Source organism: Rhizobium sp. PRIMUS64 (assembly GCF_023006465.1).
Taxonomy (GTDB): domain Bacteria; phylum Pseudomonadota; class Alphaproteobacteria; order Rhizobiales; family Rhizobiaceae; genus Rhizobium; species Rhizobium leguminosarum.
In genome coordinates this window covers 17,747-30,063 of record NZ_JALBGX010000002.1, presented here as the reverse complement: position 1 = coordinate 30,063, position 12,317 = coordinate 17,747, and the positions used below count along the sequence as shown (strand labels likewise).

The window sequence follows — 12,317 nt, the reverse complement described above, 5'->3', positions numbered from 1 at the left end:
TCCGCCGCATGCCGAACACCGCCCCTTCTGCCCTGTCACCAGTCGCCGGGTCCACATCTGTTGCACCCGACCTTGCCGCACTGCTCGCCAAGGTGCCGGAGCTTGCGGCCGAAATTGCCAGAGAAGCGGCGAAGCGCGATCTCGAGCGCGAGCTGCCGTTTGAGGCCTTTCGTCGGTTCAAAGAGGCAGGGCTCGGGGCCTTGCGCATTCCAGTCGCCCTCGGCGGACCGGGGGGCTCCGTCGTCGACTACATTGAGACGATCATGACGCTTGGCGCAGCCGACTCGAATGTCGCCCATGCGCTCCGCAGCCACTTCAATTTCACCGAAAGCCTGCTTCTCAACCCGAATTCGGCCATCGACCGCACCCAGCTCGGACGTGTGCTTGCCGGCAAGCTCTTTGGCGGTGCGCACACCGAGCAGGGCACCAAACGGCCTGGCGAAGTGACGACACGACTGACGAAGTCAGGCGAAAGCTTCCGGCTCAACGGCCGCAAGTGGTACGCGACGGGAACCGCCTTTTCCGACTTTGCCTCCTTCAGCGCCAGGAATGACGAGGATGAACTCGTCAGCCTTCTCCTGCCGGTCGACCGGAAGGGCATCACCATCCTCGACGACTGGGATGGGATGGGCCAGCGGCTGACGGCAAGCGGCGGCGTGTTGCTCGACGATGTCAAAGTGCTGCCGCACGAAATCTCCACGCGCGGCCTCGATACGCTGGTCGGGCGCCACACCTCGACGCTGCGCCAGCTCCATCTCGCCGCTTCCATGGCCGGCGCCGTCCGAGGCGCCGTGGCCGAAGGTACCGACTACGTGCGGCGGCAGGCGCGTTCCGCCGCCCATAGTGCGGCCGAAACCGCCAATGCCGATCCGTTCGTTCAGAAGATATTGGGCGAGATCGCCGCTGGCTCGTTTGCTGTCGACACGCTGATCCGCGAGAGCGCCCGTGCGCTCGACCGCTCAGTCGAGGCCTTCGGTGCTGGAGATCCGGACAGGCTGGAGGCGGCGCTGATCGAAAGTGCTTTGACGACGGCACGCACGCAGATCGTCGCCTCGCAGATCGCCCTTGGGGCGGCCACCAATGTCTTCGAACTCGGCGGCGGCTCGGCCACGTCCCGTCATCTCAATCTCGACCGGCACTGGCGCAATATCCGCACGGTTCTGAACCACAATCCGCTGCTGCACAAGGCGCGCGTGGTCGGCGATTATTACATCAACGGAACGACGACACATCTGGAGGAAGGCAGGGTTTTCTAGCCCCGTCGCCTCGTGGGAAAGGCTGTTTCATGACTTCGGAATTCATCGGGCATGTCTCCAACCGCGAAGGTTCGGATATCGTGCCACCGCAGGGGCCTGTTATCGACAAGGACTATATCCTGAGACATGCCCGGGCGGCCGAAGAGGCCGGTATAGACCGGTTGCTGATCGGTGCATTCTCGACCTGGCCTGACAACAACCAGATCGCGGCGCATGTCTTTTCCCACACCAGCCGCATCGGGGCGCTTCTGGCTCACCGCACCGGCTTCATGGCGCCGACACTGGCTGCCCGTCAGCTTGCGACGCTCGACCAGTTTTCCGATGGCCGTCTCTGGGTCCATATCATTACCGGCGGCTCTGACGCCGACCAGCAGCGCGATGGCGATTTCCTCGATCACGACCGACGCTACGAGCGCACCGATGAATATCTGACGGTGCTGAAGAAGGTCTGGGAAAACGAGGAGCCTTTCGACCACGAGGGCGAATTCTACAAATTCAAGGGTGCGTTTTCGCAGGTCAAGCCGGTCCACGGCCAGCGCATCCCGATCTCCTTCGGCGGCTCGTCGGAGGCTGCCTTCAAGGTGGCGGGAAAGCACGCCGATATCTACGCGCTCTGGGGCGAGCCGCTGGACGGCGTGCGCGAGACAATCGGCAAGGTGCGGCAAGCAGCAGCGCCGTTCGGCCGGGCCGATGACATCCGCTTCACGCTCGCCTTCCGCATTGTCGTTGCCGAGACCGAGGACAAGGCATGGGAAAGGGCTGACGCCATTCTCGATCGGGTCAAATCGATCGCGCGGCCGGGCGGCAATGGCGAAAAACTGCCGTCCAACGTGGGTTCGCTGCGGCTTCGCGAAGCCGCAGCGCGCGGCAAGGTTCTCGACAAGCGGCTCTGGACGGAGGTTGCGGCGGCAAGCGGGGCGGGCGGCAACTCAACGGCCCTGGTCGGCACGCCGGACCAGGTCGCCGAGGCACTCCTCGACTATTATGACGCCGGCGTCTCCAACTTTCTGATGCGCGGTTTCTATCCGACCGAGGATACCGTCGCCTATGGGCGTGATGTCGCGCCGCTGGTCAAAGCCGGCATCGCTGCGCGCCAGGCGCGTGCTGTCGCGGCGGAGTAATTGGCCAGGCAACGACCGTCATTCGCGGCTTTCCTATCCCAATCTGTTTCCCTGCCCTCGGCGGGAAGGAGTTTTCATGCGCATCGATCATCATCCTCACCATTCCATCATTATCGTCGGCGGCGGCTTTGCGGGGACGTTGACGGCGCTCAACCTTCTCGATCGAACGACAGTGCCGCTCGCCATCACCATCGTCGAACGGCGGGAAGAGCTCGGTCGCGGTGTCGCCTACAGCACGACCGAGCCGGCTCATCTGGTCAACGGACCGGCCGACAATTTCTCGCTCTATGCCGACGATCCCGGCCATCTGTCGCGATGGCTTTTAGAAAGGGCCGCCGCCAATGGCTGGCAGCCGCCGGAGAATATCGGCTCGAGCAGTCCGCCGCGTTACCTTTACGGAACCTATGTGCGCGACGAGCTGAAGCGTGCCGTCGGCGAGGCCCGGTTCGGATCGAGCCTGCACCATATTCGCGCCTCGGCGTCAACTTTGTCGTCCACCCCGCATCGAATCCAGGTTTCGACGACCGACGGCCTTGTCGTCGAAGCGGACGAGGCAGTGCTGGCGCTCGGCGTTTTTGCGCCGGATCCACCAACGCATGGGAACGCGGTTGCCGGCGATCCGCGCTTTGCCGTCAATCCCTGGGATGCGCCAGCACTCGACAGGTTGAAGGATTGCGAAGAAATCCTGCTCATCGGCGCGAGCCTTTCGATGGTCGATGCCGTTGCGAGCATGGAGGCAAGAGGGTTCCACGGCCGCTACAGAGTGATATCGCGGCGCGGCCAGTTCGTCGAAGGCAGGCGGGACGTCGCGGCGGCACGAGACTTCCTTGCCGACGAACCGCTGCCCTCGACTGCCCGGTCTTTGCTTTCGCTTGTTAAGACCGAACGGCGTGCGATCGCAGCGAGCGGCGGTGACTGGCAAGGCCTGCCGCTCGCCATCCGCCCGCATATCCTGTCTCTCTGGCAAAAGGCGGACGACTTGGAAAGGCTGCGCTTTGCCCGGCACCTCCGAGCCTTCTGGGATGTCACGGCGCATCGCTCCGCTCCCGAGAGCAATTTGATCGTCGAGACGGTTCTTTCGCAAGGTCGCTTGTCTCACGGTGTGGCGCGGCTCATCGATCTGGCCGTCGACAAGCAGGGCGTCATCGCCAGGTTGAAGACGCGGACCGGCATAGAAAGGCACGTGTTTGATGGCGTCATCGATTGCCGCGGTCACCAGTTGCACGACTGGCGGCGCATCTCCGATCCCTTCATACGCCAGCTGCTTGCGAGCGGCGAAGTGCGCCCCCATTCCACCGGCTTTGGCATCGACGCCACGCCCGAGGGGGATCTCATCGATGAGGAGGGACGGATCCACCGCAATCTCAGCGCCATTGGCCATCCGCTACGCGGCGTTGCCTGGGAGTCGAGCTCGATCACGGAGCAGCGAGCGCAGGCGATCGCGCTTGCGGACCGTATCCTGCTGAAATTCACGCCTGCCCGAGCCGCATCCTGACGGTGTCGTCGGACAAAGAGAAAACCTGACAAAGGAAGGGGCGCATCGGTGATGCGCCCCCTATCCTTGCAAGCCGGCCGCGATTGCCCGCTCAGCCTTGCCCGTCCCTGATATAGACCTCGGCAAAATTCGCCTGCACGCCCTCGGCGCCAATCGTATGGTTCTTCACGCGCTTGTTGAAGACCGTGACGTTTTCGAGTGCGATGAGATTGATGACCGGAACCTCGTCAGCGATGATCTTCTGGAACGCATTGAAATCCTGCTTGCGCTTGTCCTCGTCGATTTCGACAGATGCCGTTTCCAGAAGGCGATCGACCTCGGGATTGGCGTAGTGGCTGGCATTGGAGAAAGGCAGGCCGAGTTTGAAATTCTTTGACCAGTAGACGCGCTGCACGCCGAGCGTCGGATCGAACTGGTTGCCCAGATACTCGGCCGTCACGTCGAAGACGCGCTCCTTGTAGACCTTCTGGATATAGGTCGAGAAATCATAGGAATCGATCGTACCGGCAATGCCGATGCGTGCCAGGTTCTGCTTCAGATATTCGATGACGCGCTTGAAACCCTCATTGTAGGAATTGTGGGTCAGCCGCAGCTTGAAGCGAATGCCGTCTGCGCCGCGCTTGTAGCCGGCCTCGTCGAGCAGTTCTTCGGCAGCCTTGAGGTCGAAGACATAGGGCTTGATCGAGGGATCGTAATAGTGCGGCAGGAAGACGCTGATCGGTGTCGGAGAAATATGGCCGTAGCCATACCAGACGGTATTCAGGATGACGTCGAGGTCTATGGCGTGGGCAATCGCGCGTCTGACTTTGACGTCCTTCAGATACTCATTGTCGAGATTGAAGATCAGCTGGGTGAGGTCACCCTTGGTTTCGTATCCACGGGAATCGACCCCGATGTTCGGCAACGCCTTGATCCGCTCGAGATCGCTGAGCGGTATCGGATTATCGCCGCCGATGTCGAACTCTCCGGTCTCGAATCCAGCCGCACGCGCAGCACCGTCCGGCACGAAACGGATGGCGATCTGATCGAGATAGGGCTTGCCGGCATCCCAGTAATCGGGATTGCGCTCCAGAATGATATGCGAACCACGCACCCACTCCTTGAAGATGAAGGGGCCGGTGCCAATCGGTGCGCTGCCGTTCGGATTGATCGGCACATCGGCGATCGTGACATTTTCATAGACATGTTTCGGCACGATCGGCGATTCTGCCGCATAGAGCGCGCGCAGCAGATAGGGTGCCGGTTTGGAAAGGCGGATGACGGCCGTCAGAGGATCTGGCGTCTCGACTTTCGTGACATTGGCAAAAGTTCCCCGACCTCGCGGGTGGACCTGTTTCAGGAGCTCGATGGAATAGGCGACGTCGTCTGCGGTAAAAGGCTTGCCGTCGTGCCATTTGACATTTGGACGAAGTTTGAAGGTATAGCTGAGCCCGTCATCGGCGATCGACCATTCGGTCGCGAGCTGAGGCTTCGGCGTCAGATCGAAATCATAGGTCAGAAGGCCCTCGGTGATCTTGGGGCTGACCTTCTGGGTGCCGCCTGCCGTATGCGCCAGCGCAAGGATGGTCGGCGGCTCCGGCTCGACGATGAAATTGAGTGTTCCGCCGCTCTGCGGCGTCTCTTCATTCGCTCTGGCGCCGAAGGACGGCAGAAGCGTGCCGGCCGTCGACAACAACAGCAATTGGTTGAACCGGCGTCGATTGATGCTCATCGGACCATTCCTTGTCAGCGTCAGGCGTTCTTGAGGATGTAGGTGGAGGAAAGACTGCCGGAGAGGCCGTCTGCGACGACCGTATGGTCCTGCACCTTCTTGTTGAAGATCGTCAGTTGCCGGAAGGAGACCAGCGTAATGTCAGGCAGGTCACGGGCGATGATCACCTGCATGCGGTTGAAGAGTTCGACGCGTTTGGCGTGATCATTCTCGACCGCGGCCTGTTCGAAGATCGCATCGATTTCCGGATTGTTGTAGCCGGAGCCGTTGGAGAAGGGCACACCCTTCTTGAAGTTCTTCGACCAATAGAGACGCTGGACGCCGATCGTCGGATCGAAAGTGTTGCCCATGCCATTGGTGACGAAGGCGAAATCGCGATCGGTATAGACGCGTTTCAGCCATGTCGGCACGTCCTGACCGCGCAGGCTGACCTTGACGCCGATTTTCGACAGGGCGTCGCGCAGATAGTTGCCGATCCGCGTGTAGGTGTCGCCATAGGGCATGACGTCGTGGGGCACCTCGAAACGGATGCCGTCGGCTCTTCGCGGAAAGCCGGCCTCGTCGAGAAGTTCTTCCGCTTTGGCGGGATCATAAGCATAGACCGGCACGTCGGGATTGTAGAAGGCCTTCAGGAAAGGGCTGATCGGGCTTGGAGCCGGAACGGCGTAACCGTAGAAGGCGATATCGGCGATCTTCTGCCGGTCGATCGCGTGGGCGACCGCCTGTCGGACCTTGTCATGTTTGAAGTAGTCGTTGGCGAGATTGAACTCGATGCGGTAGACGGTCGGCGAATAATCGTTGCCGCGGTCGTCGACGGCAAGCGTCGCCGACGCCTTCAGACGATCGATTTCGCTGAGGGAGACGGGCGTGTCGGGTGCGATGTCGACCTCGCCGGTCTCCAGTGCTGCGAGCCTGGCGCTCGCATCGGGAATGAACTTGATGACGATACGATCGAGATAGGGCTTGCCTTTGTCCCAGTAATCAGGATTGCGATCGAGAATGATGTGACTGCCAACCGCCCATTCCCGGAAAATGAACGGCCCTGTTCCGATCGGCGCGCGGCCGTTCGAATGGGCGGCGAAGTCTTTCGTGCCGTCGTAGACATGTTTGGGCACGATCGGCGACTCGCTCGCCTGCAAGGCGCCGATTAGGTAAGGCGCGGGCTTTGAAAGCCGAATGATCGCCGTATGCGGATCGGGGGTCGCAACCTCCTTCACACTGGAGAAGGTGGCACGACCGCGCGGATGGACCTCCTTGAGCGCCAGGATCGAAAAGGCCACGTCCTCTGACGTAAAATCTTTCCCGTCATGCCACTTCACACCCTCTCGCAGCTTGAAACTATATTCCAAACCGTCATCGCTGACATGCCATTCGGTGGCGAGCTGCGGGATCGGCTTGAAATCGAGGCCATAGGCAAGCAGGCCTTCGGTCACCTTGCCGCTGACGCGGGTTGTCGGGCCTGCCGTATGGGCAAGCGTGACGAGCGTCGGTGGCTCGGGCTGAACGAGAAGGTTGAGCGTTCCGCCCGCAACGGGTTCTGCGGCTTGCGCAAAATCCCTGAATGGCAGGATGGCGCCGACCGCGCTCAAAGCGAGAATCTGGTTAAGCTGACGTCGGCGAATGTCCATCGATACCCCCTGATCCGGAACGAACCCTTTCGGGCAATGCTTTGTGGGGACCATCATCGGGCGGGAAAAGCGGAATCGCGAAGAATGTTTTTCTGCCAGTGACCGAAAGAAATGCTTGCGCTCGCTCGAGAGCCGTCGGCACGCAGAACCTATAGTCTAGTGAATATATAGACAATTCGCGGGTTTTAGTTTTTGCTTCTCTGTCGAGCGGCTTGGGCAGAAGAAAATGTCCCCACCTGCAGGCCTCGCGCAAAGCGGATGCTCGTCTAGTCCGGCCTATTTGTGGTGCAATCGCTTCATGAATACGTCCGTCCAACCCCGCAAGACAGCCATTCAGCCGACGCTCGCGCGGCTTCCGCCGCTGACATCGTTGCGCGCTTTTGTTGCGACGGCGCGGCATCTGAATTTCATTCGCGCAGCCGAAGAGCTGCACGTCACGTCAGCTGCCGTCGGCCAGCAGATCAGGCTGCTGGAAGATTATCTCGGTCAGTCGCTGTTTCATCGTGCGCGCGGCCAACTGCAGCTGACGCCGGCGGGCCTGGCATTGGTCCCTGGCCTGACGGCCGCCTTCGATGCTGTGCTGTCGGCGATGACGCAATTTGTGACGAGCGACCACGAACAGCCGATCCGTGTGTCCGTCGCGCCTTCCTTCGCCAGCAAATGGCTGATTCCAAGGCTCGATGCCCTGCGCCGCGCAGCGCCGGGCCTGCAAATCCTCGTCGATGCCTCGACACAGCTGACCGATCTCGATGCGGGCGATGCGGATTGTGTGATCCGCTACGGCAGCGGAGCCTATTCCGGCCTCGCCGTCGACTATCTCCTGTCCGAAGCGGTGCTGCCGGTCTGCAGTCCGGAATTCGCCGATCGCTACGGGCTTTGGAAAGGGGCGGAAGCAATCGAGGGAGCGCCCTTGCTGCACGAGGAGGGTGCCGAACACGACCACTCCTGCCCCGATTGGCACAGCTGGCTGCGCGCCGAGGGACTTTCCTATCGGCTATCACAGGGCGGCTTTCACCTCAATCAATCCTCGCTCGTGCTCGATGCGGCAATGGCGGGGCAGGGGCTTGGCCTTGGCAAGATAAGGCTTGCGGAAGCCGAAATCCGGTCCGGCCGGCTCGTCAGTCCTTTTGGAGCGCCGCAGCCGGTGAGCTTTTCCTATTTCTTTGCGACAACGCAGCACAAGTCTCGGCTTATGCGCGTTGATCTTTTTCGTAATTGGCTGCTTACTGAGGCGCGCGCCTCGCAGACGATCGATGCGATCGCGATGCGCAGCATCCGTCCGGCCCTCGGCATGATCGCGGCCGAATAACAGCCTACGTCAAGCCGGGGCCGATGCGTCTTCACTTCAGTTTGAAACCAAGTCTGCGCGCGACATCGCCGAGGACATGACGTCCCTTGAGGGATTCGACCGTAGCGATGCGGCTGCGCACCTGGTCGGTCCAGTCGACCAGAGGCATAGACTGCTCGCTCTGGAAACTCTGGAGTACGCGGTTATAGTCGGCAAGATCTTCCTGCAGCGCGCCGTTATAGGTGTCGCGATGCAGGACCGTGGTCTGCGCCAGGCGCGGCTTCACGCCTGCAGGCACCGCCGGATCGGGAAAGCCGACCGTGAGGCCGAACACCGGAAAGACGCCGTCCGGCAGGCCGAGTTCACGGGAGACGGTCTCCGGATCATTGCGGATCGCACCAATGTAACATGTCCCGAGCCCGAGGGATTCAAAGGCGACGACGGCATTTTGTGCAGCAAGAGCTGCGTCGATGACGCCGAGAAGGAAGCTCTCGACATAGTCGAGACCCTCTGCCGTCGAGCCGCGTTCTGTCGCGATTGCGCGCGGGCGGGCCAGATCGGCGAGCCAGATGAGCAGGAGCGGCGCTTGTGCGATCTGCCGCTGGTTGCCGGCAACGGCATTCAATCGGCTGCGGCGATCCGCATCCTCGACGGCGACCACGCTCCAGGCCTGCAGATTGGAGGAACTCGGTGCCGACTGGGCGGCGGCAATTGCAAGTTCGACCGCTTCGGATGGCACCGGGGTGGGCAGATAGTGGCGCACACTCCGATGACTGAGGATGGTATCGACCGTTTCATTCCAGCGTCCGCCCAGGCGTTGATCATTGCGATAGCGCTCGCCGGCAAGCTCTCTCAGACGCTCGCTCTCATCTGGCTTGGTCGCTACGGAAGGGGTCATCTCATTCTCCTTGCTGATCTCATCATTCTGCCGCTGCGGCATAAGGATTGGCCGGACGGGCGAGACCAAGATGCTCCCGCAATGTCCTGCCGGTATATTGCCGCCGGAAAAGGCCGCGTTGACGCAGGATCGGCACGACCTCGTCAACGAAAACCTCCAGGCCGTGGGGCAGCACATCCGGCATGAGATTGAAGCCGTCAGCGGCCCCCGCACTGAACCACCGCTCGATATCGTCGGCGACATCCTGCGGCGTGCCGACGATGGTTCGATGGCCGGTGCCGCCGTTGAGTGCCCGGATAAGGCCCCGCACGGTCAGACGCTCGCGCCGGGCAAGCGCCAGTGTCGCCCGGAAGAAGGTATGGCCGCCGTCCGGCGGAAGCGGAATATCGTCCGGAAGCGGCGCATCGAGATCGAGGCCTTTCGGATCGAGCTGCAGCACCCCTGCAAGGCGCGACAGGCTGTATTCCAGCGGGATCAGTTCGCGGAGCTCCTCCTGGCGGCGGCGCGCCTCTGCCCCGGTGCTGGCGATGATCGTCGCAAGGCCGGCCAGGACCAGAATGCTGTCCGCCGGCCGGCCAAAGCGGCTGGCGCGCTGCCTGAGATCGGCAGCGTACTCCAGTGCTTCCTCGAAGGATTGCGAGGCGGAAAAAACGGCTTCCGCGTGTTCGGCGGCAAGTTCCCTTCCGTCGTCGGAGCCGCCGGCCTGGACGAGGACCGGGTGGCCTTGCGGGGGACGCGGGATGTTGTGCGGCCCATGCACGGAAAAGTGCTTTCCGCGATGGGCGATGGCATGGACCTTTGCCGGATCGACAAAACGCCCCGTCGCGACGTCGCCGACAAAAGCATCCTCTTCCCAGCTGTCCCAGAGGGCCTTGACGATTTCGGCGAATTCGCCGGCGCGCTCATAACGGCTGCCATGGGCAACCGGTTTTTCCAGTCCGAAATTGCGGCTCTGAGACAGGTCCGCGCTGGTGACGATGTTCCACCCGGCCCGACCCCCGCTTGCATGATCAAGCGTCGCGAACCGGCGCGCGAGATTGTAGGGTTCGTTGTATGTGGTCGACGCCGTGGCGATCAGACCGATCCGTTCCGTATGGGCCGCGACCAGGGCCAGCACGATGGTCGGTTCCAGCGACGTCAATGGTCGGAAGTCCACCCGGTCCGAGATCGCTGCCTGGTCGGCGAGGAAGACGGCGTCGAAGGTGCCCCTTTCGGCGATTCTGGCGACATTGATGTAGTGGTTGACGTCGAACGAAGCGTGGGGATCGCTACCCTCCATCCGCCAGGCGGCTGGGGAGAAGCCGGAGTGCAGGATGTTGATGTTGAGATGAAGCTCGCGCCGGCTCATTGAAAGATCCCGGGCTCGGGATATTCGCCCGTCAGGAACCATGTCCCGACATTGCGGGTCTTATACTCTGCCGGATTGTGCAGCGTGTGAATGCGGACGTTGCGCCAGAAGCGGTCGAGACCGTAGGGGCGAACGGCCGAGCGCGCTCCCATGACCTCGAAAATTTCACTGGTCACTTCGAGCGCGACACGGCCGGCAAGGACATTCGCCGAGGCGACGGCGATCGCGGCCGACCCGCGATCGGCCTCCGTCAGATCCTGTCCTTTTTCATAGACCGCATCGACCGCCGTCAGGGCGCGGTCGGCAAGCGCGGTTGCCGCCTGAACCTTTATCCAGAGTTCGCCGTACTGGCGTTTGATCCAGGGATCGTCCTGATGACGCTCGACACCGGAAAAGATCCAGGGACGCGATCTGGTGACGGTATAGTCCCGAGCGGCGATAAGCGCTCCCTGGGCGCTGCCGATGAAGACGTTCAACAGCACGCTCTGCTGCTGCAGCGGCGCAAGCAGCGCGATCGGATCGCGCGGCCGTTCAGGCACGATCTCATCGGCGTGGATTTTCACGTCCTTGTAGAAGACCCGGCCGCTGCCCGTCTGCCTCTGTCCGATGCCGTCCCAGTCATTGGCGATGGTGACACCTTCGCGTGTGGGCGGGATATAAGCGATGCTACGCGCGTTCGTCTCTTCGTCCTCCCAGGCGACCAGCAGATAATCGGCCACATGCGATCCCGAGGCGAACGGCCTGAACCCGTTAAGGACAACCCCATCCTGTTCACGCCGCCCGAAAAGGCTTTTCGAAAAGCTGTTGCTGGTATTGCCCCAGAACCAGCGCCCCGCCGCCGAACGACGGAGAAGATCGCGGGCGTGAGCGTCCGGTCCGGAGTTGATCGCATTTTGCAAGGGGCTGAAATGATATCCGAACAGATGTCCGAGCGATCCATCGACCTTGGCGAATTCGCGAACGATCCGCATCGCCGTCGAGTAGCGTTCACCGATGCCGCCAAATTCCTCGGGGATCAGGAGGTTGACCAGCCCACTTTCCTTCAGCAGCCGGATCTGCTCCTCCGGCCTGCCCCCGGTTTGATCCCTCTCGATCGCATCCCTTGCGAAAATGTCGCGAAGCTCCGTCGCCTTCGCGATATAGGGATTCGCTCTGTCCGGCTCGAAAAGTTCAGGCGAGGAGATGGGTCGTTCGAAACCAGCGGGTTTTACGGTCATGGTTCGTCACTCCTCATTTGTGCAGGCGCGGAAAGCCGTGTCGTTCGGAAAGCAGCTCGAATATCCGATCGGTCGTGGTGACGAAACGCTTGCCGTTCCAGTCGGCCGCATCGGGCGGGGCCGCGTGGGCAAGAATGAAGACCGGCAAGGACTGGTTCTCTTCACCGACATCCTCGATGACTTTGCGGCGCGGACGAGGGAAGGGCACCCGCTCGACGTCGATCGCGGCAGCAAGCTCGGGAAAACTGGCAAGCAGACCTTCGATCGCGTTGCAGTGAGGGCAGACAAAGGTGATGCCGGGATGTTTCGGATCTGAAAAGCCAGGCTCGATCAGGTAGAGTTTGTCACGCGCCAT

At 61.6% G+C, this 12,317-nt stretch carries 10 protein-coding genes; 4 read left to right on the top strand and 6 right to left on the bottom strand.

All coding sequences use genetic code 11. The features are described 5' to 3' along the window. Positions 1 to 8: 8 nt before the first annotated feature. From MOV76_RS01640 to MOV76_RS01630, 3 genes are all read left to right on the top strand, one after another. Positions 9 to 1,256 (top strand): acyl-CoA dehydrogenase family protein, encoded by a 1,248-nt coding sequence (locus MOV76_RS01640; protein ID WP_247263641.1) that lies wholly within the window; start codon positions 9 to 11, stop codon positions 1,254 to 1,256. 29 nt (positions 1,257 to 1,285) lie between these two features. Next, complete coding sequence (locus tag MOV76_RS01635) at positions 1,286 to 2,377, top strand: LLM class flavin-dependent oxidoreductase (RefSeq protein WP_247263640.1); 1,092 nt, start codon at positions 1,286 to 1,288, stop codon at positions 2,375 to 2,377. Positions 2,378 to 2,453: 76 nt separating this feature from the next. Further along, positions 2,454 to 3,872 carry an FAD/NAD(P)-binding protein gene (locus MOV76_RS01630; RefSeq protein ID WP_247263639.1) on the top strand — a complete coding sequence of 473 codons (1,419 nt, stop codon included), beginning with the start codon at positions 2,454 to 2,456 and terminating at the stop codon, positions 3,870 to 3,872. Positions 3,873 to 3,963: 91 nt separating this feature from the next. On the opposite strand, the gene MOV76_RS01625 is transcribed toward MOV76_RS01630, so the two are convergent. Together MOV76_RS01625 and MOV76_RS01620 are read right to left on the bottom strand one after the other, a co-directional pair. Next, positions 3,964 to 5,583 carry an ABC transporter substrate-binding protein gene (locus MOV76_RS01625; protein ID WP_210068726.1) on the bottom strand — a complete coding sequence of 540 codons (1,620 nt, stop codon included), beginning with the start codon at positions 5,581 to 5,583 and terminating at the stop codon, positions 3,964 to 3,966. Positions 5,584 to 5,603: 20 nt separating this feature from the next. Continuing rightward, on the bottom strand, positions 5,604 to 7,211 hold the full coding sequence (locus MOV76_RS01620) for an ABC transporter substrate-binding protein (protein ID WP_247263638.1): 1,608 nt from the start codon (positions 7,209 to 7,211) through the stop codon (positions 5,604 to 5,606). Between the two features lie 298 nt (positions 7,212 to 7,509). On the opposite strand from MOV76_RS01620, the gene MOV76_RS01615 reads away from it, so the two are divergent. Continuing rightward, on the top strand, positions 7,510 to 8,520 hold the full coding sequence (locus MOV76_RS01615) for a LysR substrate-binding domain-containing protein (RefSeq protein WP_210069563.1): 1,011 nt from the start codon (positions 7,510 to 7,512) through the stop codon (positions 8,518 to 8,520). Positions 8,521 to 8,551: 31 nt separating this feature from the next. Here the strand turns inward: MOV76_RS01615 and MOV76_RS01610 are convergent, their stop codons facing one another. From MOV76_RS01610 to MOV76_RS01595, 4 genes are read right to left on the bottom strand one after another with little or no spacing between them, the layout of a single operon-like run. Next, positions 8,552 to 9,397 carry an NADPH-dependent oxidoreductase gene (locus tag MOV76_RS01610; protein ID WP_247263637.1) on the bottom strand — a complete coding sequence of 282 codons (846 nt, stop codon included), beginning with the start codon at positions 9,395 to 9,397 and terminating at the stop codon, positions 8,552 to 8,554. A 22-nt stretch (positions 9,398 to 9,419) separates the two neighbouring features. After that, positions 9,420 to 10,745: an LLM class flavin-dependent oxidoreductase gene (locus MOV76_RS01605; protein WP_247263636.1), complete on the bottom strand. Its 1,326-nt coding sequence runs from the start codon at positions 10,743 to 10,745 to the stop codon at positions 9,420 to 9,422. Next, on the bottom strand, positions 10,742 to 11,962 hold the full coding sequence (locus tag MOV76_RS01600; protein ID WP_247263635.1) for an acyl-CoA dehydrogenase family protein: 1,221 nt from the start codon (positions 11,960 to 11,962) through the stop codon (positions 10,742 to 10,744). Before MOV76_RS01600 ends, MOV76_RS01605 begins: the two co-directional genes overlap by 4 nt. A 13-nt stretch (positions 11,963 to 11,975) precedes the next feature. Further along, entirely contained in the window at positions 11,976 to 12,317 is a 342-nt protein-coding gene (locus MOV76_RS01595; protein ID WP_210068717.1) for a DUF3088 domain-containing protein, read from the bottom strand.